Annotated in this window: 29 protein-coding genes; 17 read left to right on the forward strand and 12 right to left on the reverse strand. The window is 39.7% G+C overall.

Translation table 11 applies throughout. From position 1 onward, the window contains the following. Positions 1-34 precede the first annotated feature (34 nt). The 12 genes from MKL33_RS09005 to MKL33_RS09060 all read right to left on the reverse strand — a co-directional run bounded on the left by MKL33_RS09005 (position 35) and on the right by MKL33_RS09060 (position 7,297). Positions 35-1,243 (reverse strand): IS256-like element ISAba26 family transposase, encoded by a 1,209-nt coding sequence (locus tag MKL33_RS09005; protein WP_000343018.1) that lies wholly within the window; start codon positions 1,241-1,243, stop codon positions 35-37. A 152-nt stretch (positions 1,244-1,395) separates the two neighbouring features. Then, the gene (locus MKL33_RS09010; protein WP_270906828.1) at positions 1,396-1,806 is read right to left on the reverse strand and encodes a hypothetical protein; all 411 of its coding nucleotides are present in this window, start codon (positions 1,804-1,806) and stop codon (positions 1,396-1,398) included. Beyond that, a complete protein-coding gene (locus tag MKL33_RS09015) occupies positions 1,803-2,012 on the reverse strand; it encodes a hypothetical protein (protein WP_019767539.1) in 210 nt (69 codons plus the stop codon). The genes MKL33_RS09010 and MKL33_RS09015 overlap by 4 nt, the downstream gene beginning before the upstream one ends. Continuing rightward, positions 2,009-2,404 carry a hypothetical protein gene (locus MKL33_RS09020; RefSeq protein ID WP_270906829.1) on the reverse strand — a complete coding sequence of 132 codons (396 nt, stop codon included), beginning with the start codon at positions 2,402-2,404 and terminating at the stop codon, positions 2,009-2,011. Before MKL33_RS09020 ends, MKL33_RS09015 begins: the two co-directional genes overlap by 4 nt. After that, positions 2,397-3,092: a DNA translocase FtsK gene (locus tag MKL33_RS09025; RefSeq protein ID WP_270906830.1), complete on the reverse strand. Its 696-nt coding sequence runs from the start codon at positions 3,090-3,092 to the stop codon at positions 2,397-2,399. The genes MKL33_RS09020 and MKL33_RS09025 overlap by 8 nt, the downstream gene beginning before the upstream one ends. Before the next feature lie 2 nt (positions 3,093-3,094). Then, positions 3,095-3,340: a hypothetical protein gene (locus MKL33_RS09030; RefSeq protein ID WP_016803399.1), complete on the reverse strand. Its 246-nt coding sequence runs from the start codon at positions 3,338-3,340 to the stop codon at positions 3,095-3,097. A gap of 1 nt (position 3,341) precedes the next feature. Beyond that, the gene (locus MKL33_RS09035; RefSeq protein WP_270906831.1) at positions 3,342-4,235 is read right to left on the reverse strand and encodes a hypothetical protein; all 894 of its coding nucleotides are present in this window, start codon (positions 4,233-4,235) and stop codon (positions 3,342-3,344) included. Next, positions 4,232-5,350: an ATP-binding protein gene (locus MKL33_RS09040; RefSeq protein ID WP_270906832.1), complete on the reverse strand. Its 1,119-nt coding sequence runs from the start codon at positions 5,348-5,350 to the stop codon at positions 4,232-4,234. The genes MKL33_RS09035 and MKL33_RS09040 overlap by 4 nt, the downstream gene beginning before the upstream one ends. 13 nt (positions 5,351-5,363) lie before the next feature. Further along, entirely contained in the window at positions 5,364-5,687 is a 324-nt protein-coding gene (locus MKL33_RS09045; protein ID WP_270906833.1) for a hypothetical protein, read from the reverse strand. A 2-nt stretch (positions 5,688-5,689) separates the two neighbouring features. Beyond that, complete coding sequence (locus MKL33_RS09050) at positions 5,690-5,971, reverse strand: hypothetical protein (RefSeq protein WP_032037582.1); 282 nt, start codon at positions 5,969-5,971, stop codon at positions 5,690-5,692. Further along, entirely contained in the window at positions 5,971-6,411 is a 441-nt protein-coding gene (locus MKL33_RS09055) for a hypothetical protein (protein WP_032037579.1), read from the reverse strand. Before MKL33_RS09055 ends, MKL33_RS09050 begins: the two co-directional genes overlap by 1 nt. Before the next feature lie 214 nt (positions 6,412-6,625). Then, the gene (locus tag MKL33_RS09060; protein ID WP_032037576.1) at positions 6,626-7,297 is read right to left on the reverse strand and encodes an XRE family transcriptional regulator; all 672 of its coding nucleotides are present in this window, start codon (positions 7,295-7,297) and stop codon (positions 6,626-6,628) included. Positions 7,298-7,424: 127 nt separating this feature from the next. Here MKL33_RS09060 and MKL33_RS09065 point away from each other — a divergent pair, with 127 nt between their 5' ends. The 17 genes from MKL33_RS09065 to MKL33_RS09145 all read left to right on the forward strand — a co-directional run bounded on the left by MKL33_RS09065 (position 7,425) and on the right by MKL33_RS09145 (position 15,873). Beyond that, positions 7,425-7,646 carry a YdaS family helix-turn-helix protein gene (locus tag MKL33_RS09065; protein ID WP_032037573.1) on the forward strand — a complete coding sequence of 74 codons (222 nt, stop codon included), beginning with the start codon at positions 7,425-7,427 and terminating at the stop codon, positions 7,644-7,646. A gap of 66 nt (positions 7,647-7,712) precedes the next feature. Continuing rightward, a complete protein-coding gene (locus MKL33_RS09070; protein ID WP_032037570.1) occupies positions 7,713-8,213 on the forward strand; it encodes a phage regulatory CII family protein in 501 nt (166 codons plus the stop codon). Positions 8,214-8,262: 49 nt separating this feature from the next. Further along, positions 8,263-8,550 carry a hypothetical protein gene (locus MKL33_RS09075; RefSeq protein ID WP_270906834.1) on the forward strand — a complete coding sequence of 96 codons (288 nt, stop codon included), beginning with the start codon at positions 8,263-8,265 and terminating at the stop codon, positions 8,548-8,550. Beyond that, complete coding sequence (locus MKL33_RS09080) at positions 8,547-9,560, forward strand: DNA cytosine methyltransferase (protein WP_270906835.1); 1,014 nt, start codon at positions 8,547-8,549, stop codon at positions 9,558-9,560. Before MKL33_RS09075 ends, MKL33_RS09080 begins: the two co-directional genes overlap by 4 nt. After that, positions 9,557-10,507: a YdaU family protein gene (locus tag MKL33_RS09085; protein ID WP_270906836.1), complete on the forward strand. Its 951-nt coding sequence runs from the start codon at positions 9,557-9,559 to the stop codon at positions 10,505-10,507. The genes MKL33_RS09080 and MKL33_RS09085 overlap by 4 nt, the downstream gene beginning before the upstream one ends. Next, positions 10,500-11,249, forward strand: coding sequence for a hypothetical protein (locus MKL33_RS09090; RefSeq protein WP_270906837.1), 750 nt, complete (start codon positions 10,500-10,502; stop codon positions 11,247-11,249). Before MKL33_RS09085 ends, MKL33_RS09090 begins: the two co-directional genes overlap by 8 nt. After that, positions 11,246-11,380 (forward strand): putative phage replication protein, encoded by a 135-nt coding sequence (locus MKL33_RS09095; protein WP_270906838.1) that lies wholly within the window; start codon positions 11,246-11,248, stop codon positions 11,378-11,380. The genes MKL33_RS09090 and MKL33_RS09095 overlap by 4 nt, the downstream gene beginning before the upstream one ends. After that, complete coding sequence (locus MKL33_RS09100; protein ID WP_270906839.1) at positions 11,367-11,768, forward strand: HNH endonuclease; 402 nt, start codon at positions 11,367-11,369, stop codon at positions 11,766-11,768. The genes MKL33_RS09095 and MKL33_RS09100 overlap by 14 nt, the downstream gene beginning before the upstream one ends. Beyond that, entirely contained in the window at positions 11,761-11,976 is a 216-nt protein-coding gene (locus MKL33_RS09105; RefSeq protein WP_270906840.1) for a hypothetical protein, read from the forward strand. The genes MKL33_RS09100 and MKL33_RS09105 overlap by 8 nt, the downstream gene beginning before the upstream one ends. After that, on the forward strand, positions 11,976-12,380 hold the full coding sequence (locus MKL33_RS09110; protein ID WP_270906841.1) for a DUF559 domain-containing protein: 405 nt from the start codon (positions 11,976-11,978) through the stop codon (positions 12,378-12,380). The genes MKL33_RS09105 and MKL33_RS09110 overlap by 1 nt, the downstream gene beginning before the upstream one ends. Positions 12,381-12,390: 10 nt before the next feature. Then, the gene (locus MKL33_RS09115) at positions 12,391-13,143 is read left to right on the forward strand and encodes a hypothetical protein (protein WP_270906842.1); all 753 of its coding nucleotides are present in this window, start codon (positions 12,391-12,393) and stop codon (positions 13,141-13,143) included. A gap of 219 nt (positions 13,144-13,362) precedes the next feature. Further along, positions 13,363-13,545: a hypothetical protein gene (locus MKL33_RS09120; RefSeq protein WP_270906843.1), complete on the forward strand. Its 183-nt coding sequence runs from the start codon at positions 13,363-13,365 to the stop codon at positions 13,543-13,545. 334 nt (positions 13,546-13,879) lie between these two features. Beyond that, positions 13,880-14,176, forward strand: coding sequence for a Lar family restriction alleviation protein (locus tag MKL33_RS09125; protein ID WP_270906844.1), 297 nt, complete (start codon positions 13,880-13,882; stop codon positions 14,174-14,176). A 154-nt stretch (positions 14,177-14,330) separates the two neighbouring features. After that, a complete protein-coding gene (locus MKL33_RS09130) occupies positions 14,331-14,561 on the forward strand; it encodes a hypothetical protein (protein WP_024436008.1) in 231 nt (76 codons plus the stop codon). A 64-nt stretch (positions 14,562-14,625) separates the two neighbouring features. Beyond that, positions 14,626-14,817: a hypothetical protein gene (locus MKL33_RS09135; protein WP_002053042.1), complete on the forward strand. Its 192-nt coding sequence runs from the start codon at positions 14,626-14,628 to the stop codon at positions 14,815-14,817. A gap of 11 nt (positions 14,818-14,828) precedes the next feature. After that, positions 14,829-15,263 (forward strand): hypothetical protein, encoded by a 435-nt coding sequence (locus MKL33_RS09140; protein ID WP_024436009.1) that lies wholly within the window; start codon positions 14,829-14,831, stop codon positions 15,261-15,263. Beyond that, positions 15,232-15,873: a putative metallopeptidase gene (locus tag MKL33_RS09145; protein ID WP_270906845.1), complete on the forward strand. Its 642-nt coding sequence runs from the start codon at positions 15,232-15,234 to the stop codon at positions 15,871-15,873. Before MKL33_RS09140 ends, MKL33_RS09145 begins: the two co-directional genes overlap by 32 nt. Positions 15,874-15,927 lie beyond the last annotated feature (54 nt).

A 15,927-nucleotide genomic window follows, 5' to 3' on the forward strand; every position in this document is an offset into this window, starting at 1 on the left:
GAGCCTGTAAATTATTTTGTGTAAGTTCCATTTTTTATAAATGATCTTTTAATCGATCATCGAACTGAATCGTAAACCAATTCATTGCTAAACGCCAATTTTGAATTGGCATCGTCCATTTCTTCGCAGCATTTGATGTTGCTAAGTAAATGACCTTCTTTACTGAGTCATCAGATGAAAAGATTTTCCTTTTCTTCGTTGAATGGCGTATTACGCTATTCAACGACTCAATCGCATTTGTTGTATAAATTGCATGACGTATTTCGGCTGGATAGCTAAAGATCGTTCGGATATTTTCCCAATTGGCCCGCCAGGATTCTCCAATTTTGGGATACTGGTGATTCCATTGATCACAGAAGATGTCTAGGGATTTTAAAGCATTTTCCTCTGTACTTGCCTGATAAATCGCTTTCAGACCCGACGTAACAGCTTTGTAGTCTTTCCAGCTTACAAATCTCAGGCTATTGCGTACAACATGCACGATACACAGTTGAATATCAGTATGAGGGTAAACAGAGGCTATCGCGTCAGGGAAGCCTTTTAATCCATCTACACAGGCAACAAGAATGTCCTGTACTCCTCGATTTTTTAGCTCTGTCATGACTGACAGCCAGAATTTGGCACCTTCTGTCTGAGCAATCCACATACCCAGTAATTCTTTTTGCCCATCCATATTGATGCCTAAAGCAAGGTATACGGACTTGTTAATCACATTGGAGTGCTGACGGACTTTGACAACAATACAGTCAAGATAGACAACAGGATAAAGGCTATCTAAGGCTCTATTTTGCCACTCAGTCACTTGCTCAATCACAGCATCGGTAACTTTGCTGATGAGAGATGCTGACACATCGGCATCGTACATTTCTTTGAAGAAGGCTACAATTTCCCTATTAGTCATTCCTTTTGCATACAGTGAGAGGATTTGGTCATCCATACTGGTGATGCGTGTTTGGTGCTTTTTGATAATTTGTGGCTCAAATGAACCTTCTCGATCACGGGGAATATCTAAAGCCAGTTGTCCATCTTGAGTTGTAATGGTTTTAGAACTAAACCCATTACGGCTATTTGAGCCTTTCTTGGGCTGATGCTTTTCATAACCGAGATGGTCTGAAAGTTCAGTATTGAGTGCAGTTTCAATCATGAATTTTTTAAAGACTGCTGTCATTTGGTTTAAGTCTTCTGGTGTTTTTAGACCTTTAGCCAATTCGGCAGCCATACTTTTGATTGTTGCTTCATCCATGTGAAGTACCTTTTGTAATTATCCTCTGAAGGATAAATGAAAATTAAGTACTTACACAAAATTTAGAACAGTCCCTCCAAATAATATTTTTTAAATGTATTTGGAGCCATACCGAGTTCTTTGGCTAGTTGCCTTAACGAATACCAAGACATTTATTTCTCCTCATTTTCCGCTTTAACTTCGTACTCTTCATCAAAAATGCGGCAAAGAAATTCATTTACTTCTTTGGAACCGATTCGATCTTGTTCAGATTCTTCACCACAACATAGAGTATGAAGATCATCATCGTTTAATTTAGACAACTCTGCTTCCATATCGCCAATCAAAACTTTGTCTAAGCTAGATAACCATTGAACAAGTAGAGTTACCTTTTCTTCTTCTGGTTCAAAGCGGTTGATCATCCCGTTGTCATACCAAATCTCTTTGGCTGCTCGAATAATGTTCCAGACTTCGACTTGTACCATAGCTTTTTCGAGAGCTTCTTGTGAAATTTCGGTACAACTTACATTGCTAACTAAGCCGCAGGCAGCAGCTGCTATTTCTATTGCGTTTAGCCTTTTCATCCCTCAGCTCCCGATTCAATATCTAGCTTCATCGCACCTTCTTCAGGATATTCGGTCATCCAAAAGTAATAGCCTTTGCCACTGTGTCCATCTTCAAAGAATTTAATAGTTAGTTCAGTTTCAAGTTGCTCTAAATCTTTTTCACCGTCTGGATTAACAAAATCAAGAAGGCTTTTTAATTGGTGACCATTAAGAGTTATGCTCATTGTTCAGCTCCAGATCCGTAAAATTGTTTTGCTTCTTCAAAGCTTTTGGTTACAAGGGGAGCAGAACCTTTCTTGTAGCAATTCACAATTTCATCAAATTTGAAAACACGTTCAGCTGTCTTTAAATCAAAGCATTGATACATTGCTTGGCTAAACCAGCTTTCTACATAAAATAGTTTTTTAATATGATCCTTACGGGTGCCGTGCCATTTCTGGACTTTGATCACATCATCGAAAATTTCTAAGAAAAAGTTGTTGCCTTCTTTTTCATGCATTTTTCTATAACGCTCTACAGCTCTCTCAGCTATCTCTTTAGAAGCTGCTGGTGTTTGTTTAAAAGGGCTGTAACCTTCAGGTCGCATTGCAACCGCCCACAATGTTGATTTACTCATTAACAGCTCCCGATTTGCTTGCTTCAATTAGCTTTCGAGTTTCTGCATTAAATACATCTAAATACTTATCACCATGTACTAGTGCTAAATGCAGAAACTTAAATAAAAAGAATGCTTGTTCATTTTCCGCTCTTTTCTTTATCTCAAATCCAAGTTCTCTATAGATCTGAGCAGTGCGAATAAATTGAAAACATTGCATTCCTAATATTTCGTTTAATTCTTTTGTAGCTACTTTTGGGAATAAGACAAAATCTGTAAATTCATTGTCATTTTTAAATGTGGCCAACTGAATTAAATTACTTAAAAATTGATTTAGGTCTGAAGGGGATCCTGATTGCTTGAATCGCTCAACCTCATTCTTAATCAATTCAACTTTTTCACGTTGTTTATATGCACGTTCAGTCCAGCTGGTGACAGATTTATATGCATAAGCAAAATCACTTTGTGACTCTTTTAAATCGGCAGTTAGAGCTTTAATTTGTTGCTGGAGCTCAGCTACAATTTCTGGATAAACTTCACGTTTGCCATTTGCTGACATTGGACTAATTACATAGTCTTCTTCTAATTTATCCATGAGTGGAACGGCACGGTTATAACTGAGGTTAAATGCACGTTGAATATGTGACGTGCTAGCTTTGTTATGATTCCTAACGAAATCTACAACTGATTTATATAATTCCATATCCATTTTTAAGCCCTCAAATATTCTTCTTTGGTCCACTCAACAAACTCTTTATAAAGCTGCTGGGCGGGTTTATTTAAACGGTTGTTGTAGTCGATAGTTATGCGGCGCCAAGCTACAGGTACGGCATAATGTTTCGTTAAAAGCATTGCTTGGTTTACTCCCTGCTGGACTATTACAAAGCCCAGCAAGTGCAAGTAGTTAGTAAAACCAAGTAAGTGCTTGTTATTCACTTTCTTGAATTGGTCTTTCATATTAGAAGTTGTCTCCTAACAGATAATCAGGTTCATTCTCTTGAGGTGCTGTAGAAGTGGGATTCTCTAACTCGAAGCGGCGTTTTCTCACATACCCCATAAGCTTCGGTTGAATCTGTGGATCTCGTGCAGCCACATCAATTTCAAGTGCATCCAAGGTAGTAAGATCTGGTGCGTTTTGGATCTGAACCATTAGAGAAGGCGGTTCACCCGAAGGAGCCTTTTCTTTTTCTAACTGTTCAAGTCGTTTGTGAGTTGCAAGAAGCAAAGGTTCCATTTGTTTATCAGACCAAGTACGGGTATAGCGATAAACTGCATTTACTTCGTCTGGTGTTTTGGAGTCTTTAACTCGTAGCAGCAGGGTATCAAGATTCTTTTTATATTCTGAATCAGCGGTTTCTGATTCGATAACCGGCTCAGTTGTTTGTGCCTTTTCAACATCATTTTCTGATGGCTTTTCTTCTTCGACTTCTTTAGTTGGCTTATTCAGAAGTTTCAGCATATCTTCAGCTAACTCACCACCACTGACTTTGATAATCGCGCAGCAATGAGCAAATGCATTATCAAAACTAGAGTGAACTTGGCCATGCTGGAGCATGCGCAATTGTCCTTTAGAACCATTCCACTTAAACTGCTGTACACCTAATTCAACAGTTGGGCTTGGATAAGAGCAAGTAGAACCCTTTTCTGGGGATTCCTTTAATGGCTCTGGTACTTCAAACTCACCTATAAAAATAGTTCTAGGTTTAATTTGAAATTCAAATTTATCAAATACATCAAAACCAAAATCATAAGGGTTAAAAAGTTCCCAGCCATTGCGCTCTGTATTATTTACTAAGAGTAATTCACCATTGGCCCAAGCAAGTTTGGCCTCAACTTTATTAAGTATTTTCATGCTGTCATCCCAGTTTTAGCCAATGTTTCAATCTCTTGTTTAACTGCCGTAAGTTTTGCTGCCTCTAATTGAATAAGAGCATCAATGCCGAGGTGTTCACACACTGTTTTTACATCGAGGCCACGTTCAGCAATAAAGTTCTGAAGTTCGTCACGCTGTTCTTCCGAAATGGTTGAAGGTAAAACTTCCAGTTCCAGCCACTTCCTTTTTTCTTTGTTGTATGTGAATCCAAGGTTAGTTGCGTAGTGCTTCATGCATTCCCACATGTTTTTAATATGTGGATGGTTTTGATCTAATGTTTCTAGCAATGCATTGAAATCAGAAGGGTAGTGCGCCTCTTCACATGCTTTATTCCATTGCTCCCATTCTTGCTGCAATTTCATAGTTGCCTGCTGCTCAGGGGTAAGGGTGTTTAAATGGTCCTTAGTACGTTGGATTAAATTAGCCATAAAGTTAGCGTTCTCTGGTTTGCGTAGATCAGGAACAATAATGTTTCCTAGAGCACCAGAATCTTTAGTATGAAAACCTTCGCCACCTTTGAACTTAAGTACTTTGTTGGTATTACCTTTTGCATCAGTTTCTTCAGCAAGATAGGCCATAGCATCAGCTAGGCGGTAAATCTCTTGGCGGTTTTTGCCGCCTAGATCTGGGCGTACTAAAGTCAAAGTGTCGTTTTTATCTTCAGTAGCATGAGCAATGAAAATGACATCTTTGCCAAATCCAATTAGTTTATTGACGAATAAACTAAACATGTTGTTGGCAACACCTTGAACGTTCAGCTTTAATGAACCATCACTTTTAGTGTTTTTTTGATTGCTGGCTAGATGAGCTTTAATCAGATCAAGGACACGGCCGATAGTATCGAAAACAACTGTATTGTATGGAGCTAAGTCGTTCTCTGTGATATTGGCTATATCAAGCCATGTTTCAGCTACTACCACATCACCACGGCGATTTGCCCCAGTACGGTAAGCACCTTTGTCAGCATCGATAATAAGAGGTTTATCAGCAGTCATACCCAAGGTGGTTTTATGCATACCTGGGTCGCCATAGAAGTAAACTTTAATGGCATTTACTAAGATTGGCTGAGAAGGTCGAATAATGTTTAAAGCCATAATATTTTTGCTCCTATCTACTACCAGTGAAGCCGCGTTTTTGCTTGTAAGCTTTACGGTCAGGTGAAGGGATGTGTGAACCACCTAGATCTTTAGCTAGTTGCTTAGAGCGCTGAAATCGGATTTCTTGGGTGAGTACTTCCCAAACGTTCGGATATTCAGTTTTGAACTTTTCAACATCTAGAGGCGTTTTAACTTCTTTGATGATTTTGTACAGAACTGTGCCGTTTGCATTTGACGCAAATACTTGCCAACCAATACGAACAGAGTAAATGCCTGTGTTGTCACGACCTAAATAGGACTTATAACCGTCAGGATGCTTTTTGAAGTTAGTCATGATTAAGCCTCCTTACATTCACATGTGCCAACAAAGGCATAGGTAAGTGGACTAGGTGCATTAGATGGTGAAACATCCTTAATATTTAAAGGAATAATTTCTTTTCGATATTTAACTAAAACAACATCACCTTCTCGGCATTCAACAACCCCTTCTCTTGAAGAGAAACGAGCAGACTTAGACGTTTGGGATACTTTGCAAAATGAAACTTCATCACCTGCTTTGATTTCTGAACGATCAACAGGAATCATCTTCTTGCAAGTAGGGCAGTTATAATTTTTCATTAGGCTGCCTCCAACCATTTATTACGGTCGATGTAGCCAACCAATAAAATATTTATATTTTTATGGTCATCGTGATTGGTGAAGTCATTCCAAGGCTTGCCTCGTAGATCCGTTACTGACTCTATAGCCAAGTTTGTAATTTCAGCTGCTGTAAAGTCAGATCCGGCTACACCGTAGCTATCAGGAACGCCTTCATAATCAAAAGTGACATTTAACTTAAAGCCGTCAATGCGTATTACGCCTTCGCCTGAATGTTCACCAGTTTTTTTAGCAGCTAAAAGTTCATATTCAGAAGCAACTACTTGTTTGCTTTCATAAGAATAATTAGAAGGAACGCTAGAATTAGCGCTTTTATATTCACAAGATCCAAGGGCTACAAGAACAGCAATTGCTGTAACGCCTGTTACCTTATGCTTGTGTGGAATTACTTTTGCATTCATAATGATCTCGCAGTTTGCAAAGCACATCAGATTTAGCGGTCGGTGTGCTTTTTTGTTGTCTACGAGATAAATATAGTTTTATCTATTATTGGTGTCAATAGGTATAACTATAAAATGATAGGTGTAAATTTCCAAATTGATAGGTAAATCTATAAATAAAAAGCCCACCATATAGGTGGGCAAATGTATAAAAATGTTTCTATAGGTGAATTTATTAACCAGCTCGCCAAAATTGACGGCCCATTACCTTAAAGTTTTTACCATTTTCTTCGGTTACTTTTCTGTCTCTAAACTTTTCGTTAAGGCTATGAAGGATAAGAGACCCATCAGCTTCTTTAAATATTTGCTTCAACATTCCTTCACCCGCGAAGTAAACAGCATATATTTCACCATCAATAACTTCTGTTTGAGAAATATCAATACCGACCAGATCTCCATCTTTGATGTAATCCATCATGCTATCGCCTTTAGCTTTGATGATTCGCATGCAATCTTCAGTGACACGTTTTTCTTTAAAAAATGAAGGTGGGAAAGGGATTGCTCCATTGATTGCATCAAAATGAAATTCAATAGATTCACCTGGTCCACATGAAAAATTAGCTTCCACTACGTCTATCCAAATGTAATTGTCTCTTCCTTTGTGAGCCACTGTAGGTTTTACAAAATCATCTTCAGAAAAACCATCTTCAGTTTTTCCAGTTGTTAGCCAATACGCATCTACACCTAAGTAGTTTGCAATCAGTGGAAGGAAAGCAGACTTCAAGCTCTTACCGCTTTCTAAGGCTTGATATGTGGGTTGTTTAATACCAACTGCTTCAGCTACTTCATACTGACTTTTACCAGCTTTAGTACGAGCTTCTTTGAGTCGAGTTGCCAAATCAGACATAACAAAAACCTTAATTTGTTTGGAATTGAATTTTATAGGCTCAACTATAAAACTTCAAAAAGGTATACCTATTGACATGTGATAGGTATAACTATAAATTAGCTATCAATATAGGAGCCTGATAGTTATGAAAAGCAAACTTATCGCACTCTACGAAAAACTTGTTGACCACTTGGGCGGGCAAACAAAAACAGCTTTAGTTCTTCTAGTCTCTCAGCCATCTGTAAATGCATGGGTAAAAGGTAAAAACCTAATGTCCCCAATCGTAGCTAAGCGTGCAGAACGGGTAACGAATGGAATTTTTAAAGCCGCAGAACTTTGTCCCTCTCTTAAAGAGTTCGATGAGTAACCTGTGAACTAATTCTCACTATTCGACATCTGTGCGTATACGTGAAATTTAAATAAGGATTCACATATGAGTGAAATTAATTTGAGCCAAGAGGCTAAAACAGCAATTTATAAGATGATTCATCAATCTCAGGGAATCACTCCTCAATCGATTGCGAATGTATTAGGAGACTCGTACAAGAGCGTTCTTAATTATGCAAATCCAAATATGGAAACTCACTATCCAAGTATAAAAAAGCTTGAAGCGATGATTCAGTTTACCCGTAACCCTGCATTAGTTAAGGCGTGGGCGCACATGCTTGGATTTGTATTAGTTCCAGCAAATCAAGCCGATGAAAAAGCACATGAAGTAAGCATTGTTGAAACGTTGCTGCATATAAACATAAACAATGGCCAAGCTAATCAGCAGGTCCATAAGGTTTTAGAGGATGGGGTAGTAACACCAGCGGAATTAGCAGATACCGAAGAAATCTTAGAAGAAATGGAAAACCATATTCGTCAACTTCGTGAAGCACTGAAATCAGAAGCCGCAACTTATATTTCAAAGGTAAAGAAAGAAAAAGCCTGATCTGGTCCATCAGGCTAGTCAATTCAATTACTTGCTAGAGGAATCGAATATGCAAACTAATCTATCAAATCAACAGCAAATAATCCAGAGCTGGTTTGAACCGGCTCTCCACACACTTAAAGCATTAATCAAAAAGTGTGAAGAGAACCTAGAGCGCATCAAAGCTGATACTAAAAATGCAGCTGTAAAGCGAGATGACTTTAAAGAAACTTTAGTCCGTCAACATCGTATTACCTATAACCATGCAGAGGAAATTATCAAAAGCCTTGGTCGTGCTGGTCGGATCCGTTATTTGGGTAGTTCTTATATTCAGTTAAAAGTAGAGGAGTCTAAATGAATGAGTTGGCTCTTTTCGCAGGCGCTGGTGGAGGAATACTCGCATCTTATCTCTTGGGATGGCGAACAGTGTGCGCAGTTGAACGTGATGCCTACGCCGCACAAGTTCTGGCGCAACGACAGAATGATGGAATTCTCGAAGCTTTCCCAATTTGGTCTGACATTACAACTTTTGACGGAAAACCATGGAGAGGAATTGTTGACGTTATATCTGGCGGCTTTCCATGCCAAGACATCTCATCCGCAGGAAAAGGTGCAGGAATCGAAGGTGAACGTTCCGGGCTTTGGGCAGAAATGGCACGAATTGTCGGTGAAGTACGACCTAGATACGTGTTCGTGGAAAACTCACCAATGCTTGTTTCCAGAGGACTTACAAGAGTCATCAGTGACCTTGCCAAAATGGGGTATGACGCGCAATGGGCACGTTTTTCAGCATCTAACTTTGGAGCGCCCCATATCCGTGACCGACTCTGGATTGTGGGCTACTCCCGCAGCGAGCGACTCAACACGAGGAGGGAAAATAACGGCAAATATGACAGGCATTTCACTTGCTCAGCAAATAAAAACTCCCGAACGTTGGCCAACACCCAAAGCATCAGATGCCAAGAGAATGGATTGCCGTTCGGAGCGGAACAGGAAAAGCCCCTGTCTGGAATCAACGGTAAAGATGTGGCCAACCCCAAAAGCATCCGATTGGAACAAGCGCGGAAATGTAAGTCCTCATCCGAGAAACGGCTTACCGGGTGCGGTCATAAATTTTCCGACACCAACTGCGAGCGATGCAAACAAGTGGAGCAACGAGTCTTTAGCCGAACGCAAAGCGAAGGGTCGTCAGATCCGTCTCAATACAGCAGTTTCACCAGAGGGTGGGAATGGTGGGCGATTGAACCCGAACTGGGTCGAGTGGCTGATGGGGTGGCCAATCGGGTGGACCGACTTAAAGCCATTGGAAACGGACAAGTTTCAATCGTGGCTACAAGCGCATATGAATATTTAGGTGGTGAGCTATGAATTATTACCAACACCATATTGGTGACTTTAACAACGCGACTCGCCACCTCAGTTTAATTGAGCGAGCGATTTACCGCGACTTATTAGACATGTATTACGACACTGAAAAGGCGATTGATGCTTCTAGCATTGGTCGTCTAGCGCGCCGTTTGCAATGTACGACTGAAGATCAGAAAGAAGCACTTAAATACGTTCTTGATGAGTTTTTTACACTTGTAGACGGTGAATATCGTAATAACCGTTGTGAGCGTGAAATTGCTGAATTCCACGGTAAAAAGAAACAGGCGAGTGAGGCTGGTAAAGCGTCTGCTGCAAAACGTGCAGCAAAAAAGAAAGGTTCGTCCAACAGTGGTTCATCAAAAGATGATCAATCGTCTAACGAAAATTCAACGGTCGTTGAAAACCCGTTAAACGAAGAACAAACGGGCGTGCAACCAACCAATAACCATAAACCAGTAACCATAAACCAAGAACCATATATTGATAGTAGTAGCAATGCGCGTAAAGAAAATTCGCAATTACCTCCAATTCAATTTGCTCAGTATCAGGGTGAAGATCATAAGCGTTACTCAATGCGTGAATTCGTTTCTGAGTACAGCACGTTTCAATACGATTTTATCTCGCTTGCTAAACAGCGTTTTGTTTCCGTACCAGAAATTGATTTAAGAACCATGATTCAAAACTTCGGTGACTGGTACTTTGCAAACGAGTCAAGTTCTGTGAATACACCAAGCCTTTGGTTGGTCAAGTGGTTTTCTTGGGTACAAAACAACGAGAAACAAGTTGCTGCTAACCGCAAGAAGCAAGAGCAAATCACTACTGCTGGCCAAAAAACACAAGAGTCTGGTTACTTCGCAAATCTTTTTGAAGAACAAAACGAGTCTCAAATTGTGGATGTAACCCCAGCAAAAAAGTTTCCAATGATTGAGGAGGTCGGTCATGCATGAGATTACCTTGAACGAAGTGCGCCAATTAATCGCATCTCTTCGAACTGTTTACGCTGCTCAGTTCAACAAGCAATTCCCTGTATCAGGTGAAAGCGCAATTCCTTTGTCGGTAGTTGAGCAGATCGCACTGAAAACACTTGTTGGCGTTCAGCAAAATCAATTTAACAACGCACTTGGTCGATTGCTTACAGCTGGTGGTCGTTTCATGCCTTCATTCGCTGAGTTCCGTACATGGTGTATCGGTGAAAGTTGGATGTCTCCGGAGGAAGCTTGGTCACGAGCTTGCAAGTTCACAGCAGACCGTACGGTGATCATTACCCAAATCACAAAGTATGCATTAGACGAAGTTATGTATTTGATCGAAGCGGGTCAAATGAGAGCAGCTCAAGATAATTTCTTTGGTACTTACAACGTAATGGTTGCTAAAGCGCAATTAAAAGGCCGTCAGCAAGAGTTTTATACACCGCCGCTACAACTAGAGCATAAAGAGCCTGAACACGCACCAGTAAGCAATGACGAAGCACAAAAGCATCTTAAATCCCTAATGGACCGCCTAAAAATCAATGGGCGTAAACCTTCACCCGTGCAAAAGCTACAAGCAAAGGAAAAAGAGCCTGAGATTAATCAAGAGATAGGGCCAGATCCTTTTGACAATCCACATGAATATGCGGAGATGTGCCGCCGTGAAGGTATGCCAATCCCACGAAATATTCAGCAGTTAATTGATGGGGCGAACGTATGAATAAATTCGAGATTTTAGCGTGGGGATTGCTCATTTCATTTTTCACAGCATGTCTTTGCGGTGCGGTTGTTTTGTGGTGGTTGGCTCGTAAAAAGCTATATGAGAAAGGGGGCAGTCATGAAACTAACTAAGCAACAACGTGATGCGCTTAAGCAAAAATTTGGCGGTCATTGTGCTTACTGTGGTGAGTTACTAGGTGACAAATGGCATGCAGATCATATCGAGGCAGTGAAGCGAGATTTGATTCATGTTGGTGGAGGTAAGTTGATTTCGGGCGAAATGACTAGACCACAAAACGACACATTAGAAAATATGAATCCGGCTTGTGTCCCTTGCAATACAAACAAGTCATCAATGCCTTTGGAAGGATGGCGGAAGATGCTCACACATTATCGAGATGTTCAGTTACTACGCGATAGCACACATGCTCGTCATTTACTTCGTTTTGGACTGATTGAAATTAAATCTGAGCCTGTGAAGTTTTTCTTTGAGAATTACAAAGGAGCCAGCCATGAGTGAGTTTGAGGGTAAATCTGGAAAGTGGGCTTGGGAGATTCAAAAAGAACAACAAGCGAATTTAGATGAGCTAAGAAGTTCAATTGAAAACCTAGTTCAAAAATATAAACACGATGCTCATGCTTCAAGCCTTTTTGGTGATCTGGATAAAACGCGAATTTATAACCGCTTTGTTAATCAGTTGGAACATTTGCTGAAAGGTGGTGCTTGATGTCATCAATGAGCCTTGCTGATTACAAACGTCTTTATGCAAAACCACGGAGCAAACCTAAGCGCCGTGCTTCAGTAAAAAAAGAACGAGTTGTGAGTGAAGGCGAGGCAACGCTTGTACAGCACTTAAAAACACACAAGATTGGCTTTGAACAGGAATACAAATTCCATCCAACACGTAAATGGAGAGCAGATTTTTTAATAACGGGTACAAAGATTTTGATTGAGGTAGAAGGCGGGATCTGGAGCGGAGGCCGTCACACAAGAGGCAAGGGCTATATAGGGGATATGGAGAAATACAACTCCGCAGCAATCATGGGTTTTACAGTTTTACGGTTCAGCACAGAGCAAGTTAAGTCAGGCATGGCAATACAGCAAATTGAAATATTAATGAAGGGTAAATAGGAAGGCGATTATGTTAGTTGAAAAGTTTGATTTTATTGAGTTACTTCGCCTTGCTATTGCTCAAGGCAAAGCTGAAGGGAAGAAAATTTCTAAAGATGTAGTTTTAGGTGAATTAGCGCTGTTATCACCAGCTGCAAAACTTTGGGCAACGGTTTTAGTTGAAAAGGTAGATTTTGAACGAATTGCAATTATTACCCCAGCTCAAAAGCAAACAGAAACTTTTTATAGTAAGTATGATTTTAACTTTGAAACAGAGCGCCGTATTGAAGATATACCCGGCAAGGTTGAATTCGTTCGCGGTGAGATTAAATCTGGTAATTTCTTCCGAGCGCGAAATAAATTAGCGGTAAAGATTCATGAAGAAATGGTAAAGAGAAAATTTACACCTACTAATGCTCAAGGTGATCTTACTAATCTGGCAAAAGGAATGGCTGAGATTATCTTGCGTGGCCATGTTTTTGTTAAGGCTATGTGTGGTGCATGCCAAGGAATAGGAAAACTTGAAACTTTTAATTCAAAGGGTTTTCCTGATGGGGCAAGGTTTTGTGAAAAATGTAATGGTACTGGTAAGCGACCATATACGTTAAATGAAAAAATGAAAATTGCAGGTATTGTTGCCACCAAGACTGCATATATAAAAAGCTATCAGAAGTTTGAGTTATTTGGAGAATCTATTGTTGCAGAATGGGAAAATGAAATTAGATCGCGTATTTCTCGTTCATTTCGTTTTGAACTTCCTGATACTCAAGAAACTTGTGCTTGACAGTTGGGTATACACTTGAGTATAAAGATTTCTAAAATGGGCGAAATGTAAAGTAATCGCCAGAAAGATTTTAAAAGCTCACTAAAAGGTGGGCTTTTTTATTGACCAATGAAAAACTTAGTTCCTAACTAATCAAACTAAAAGTCAAGTGAACATCATGGTTGGTTGTGCTAGATTCTATAGTCTTGGTAAATTTAACTATCTAACAATGGTGTGACCATGAGAAAAGCAGAAGCAGTATATGCAACTACAATGGAAGAATTGACATCCTTACTAAATAATTGGTTCGCACTTTTAGGGAATGAATTAAAGGACTTTAATCTAATTTCAGTAAGCCATTGTCATCCTACAGATCAACACCCCAAATATTCTGCTTTAATAATTTACGAATTTAAGGACTAACTCGTTTAAACGCCTATTTTATATTTCTGGCACAGTGCATTTGTGTAGTCAGAAGCACTAGCATTATTTAAAGCTCATCATCCGATGGGCTTTTTGATTTTCTGTCCCTACCTATTAGGGGATTTTAAGTTAATAGGCATCTCATCTGGTCAATGAATTGATAGATAGGGTGCGGAGTTTTGAAACATAAACACTACCCTTGGTTTGACCTCCTAAATAGGTGAGTATTTACTTGCGGATTGGCGAACCCTTAACACATCAGTAGCCTTGAAAAGAAACTTCAGCCCAGTTATTTATTTTGGATAGCTGGGCTTCTTAATCTGGAGCATAGAAAATGGGCAATACTTGGCATGCTGATCAAGAAAAACCAGAATTACAGCCAGATGAAAAACCTTTGAATTGCCCATTTTGCGGATCTGATTCAATTTGTACTGATTCTTCATATTATGGAAAACCAGATGAAGACGGCTCGACAACGTGGGATGCTTTCACCTGGTGTCATGATTGTGGTTCAAAAGGTCCTAGTGCTTGGGCAATGATCGCTTGGGATGAAAATTTTCATTACAACACTGCTTATGAAGAAAGATCGGTGGTTAATTATGCTATTCGCCAGTGGAATAAACGCACATAAGTTTTTTTTAATCTCGTGAGAGGTGTTTTATAAGCACACCTCTCTTTTTGCCGGACGTATTACGGCACAAAAGGGCCCCGCTAAATATCGATTATTGGCGGGGCTTTTTATTTTATGTGTTAAGCTGCCATTCATAATTTTATGGATTAGCTCAATGTATATTTGTATTGGCGGTGATTTAGACGGTGAAATTGTTAATAACCGTGAAGGTACATATTTTGAAGCAAGTGAAATAGATCCTAGTAAGCAATCAACATATAACCGCCAGAGTTATAAAGTTGGTGAAAATACATATCGTTTTTGGCTTTGTGCTGAAATTTCTTATTCAGAAACAACTAAAATCGCTAACAAGTATCTCGCTGAAAAATACCCATATCTATCTTAAATAATAGTTCAAACAAATGAAGCCCACCAATCGGTGGGTTTTTTATTGCCTACTTGGAGTGTTTATGACTGAGTTTCAAAAAATCACGCGAGAGATAAGACAGCTTCAAGTAGATCTAAATCATTTGGGAAGCTGTACAACGAAAGGATTATCTACAGAACAGATCGCTCAATTAGATGAGCGATTTTTTTTAGCCATAGCAAAGCAAAACAAATTAATTGCACGGCTCAACAACAAGCCTGAGGGCTTCTTTTAAGGGGCTAGGGCATGGATGGTAAAGATTATTTTTGGCTTACAAGAAAAAAAGAACCTAAAACCAAACCCAAAAGTAGACCATTGCCTAAGGCGAAGCAAAAATATCTCGAGGCTGAGGCAACACTTAAGGAAGAGCTTGAGGATTTGGCGATTGGTTTTGAAAGTAAGTTTCAACCGATCCATACCAAACACTGGCGCTTTGATTTTCATATTGTGAAATTGCGTTTGCTCATTGAAATTGAGGGTGGGCCCTGGTCTGGTGGACGTGGTGGAAAGCTGGCAAATAAAGCATGGAGTCTTGATCGATATGATCAAGCTGAAGAGATGGGTTATAAAATAGAGCGCTTTCATCCAGATTCTATTTTGTCGGGATATGTCATCAACTGGATAAAAAGTGAATTAGCGAGAATTGAAGATGGAGCAAATAAGACCATTTCCACCGACTGATTTTATTGATCAAGCAGATGAAGAAGAAGCAATTAGACTAACACCGGCACCAGATCTAAAAAAATGGGTTGTGGCCAACTACTTAACGATAGGTGGGCCTCTTTATAACCCCGATCACGATCACATAGCTGAGCTGCTTCACGATAATGAAGAATTTTTAGCATTTGCTTGGGCCTCTTCTGCATATAAAAGCAAGCAAGCTATGGTATTAGGCCAGTGCGAAAAAGTCATGTTCAATGTTGGTGGCTGGCGTAAAGCTAGACAAGAGCAACAGATGCGCGACTGGTTCGGCTTTGTGCCAACATACTTAATAACTGTCGACGCTTCTTTCTGTGAGCGTGCAAACGATACAGAGTTCTGTTACTTACTTGAACATGAGCTTTACCACATTGGAGTGATGAGAGACGAGAACGGAGAAATTGTTTATAGCGATAGTTCTGGTCTTCCTAAGCACTATCTTGCAGGTCATGACGTTGAAGAGTTTATTGGCGTAGTTAAACGTTATGGACCAAGCAAAAATGTTAAGCGACTTATTGAAGTCGCAAAAAATCCGCCGTTTGTTTCGAATCTTGATATTTCAAAATGCTGCGGAAACTGTGTAATCAATTGAGCCAAATGGCTCTTTTTTTTGCCCATTTTGTTATACGTAGTTATACGATGAGGA

This window comes from Acinetobacter sp. AOR43_HL (assembly GCF_027854635.1).
Lineage (GTDB): Bacteria > Pseudomonadota > Gammaproteobacteria > Pseudomonadales > Moraxellaceae > Acinetobacter > Acinetobacter pittii.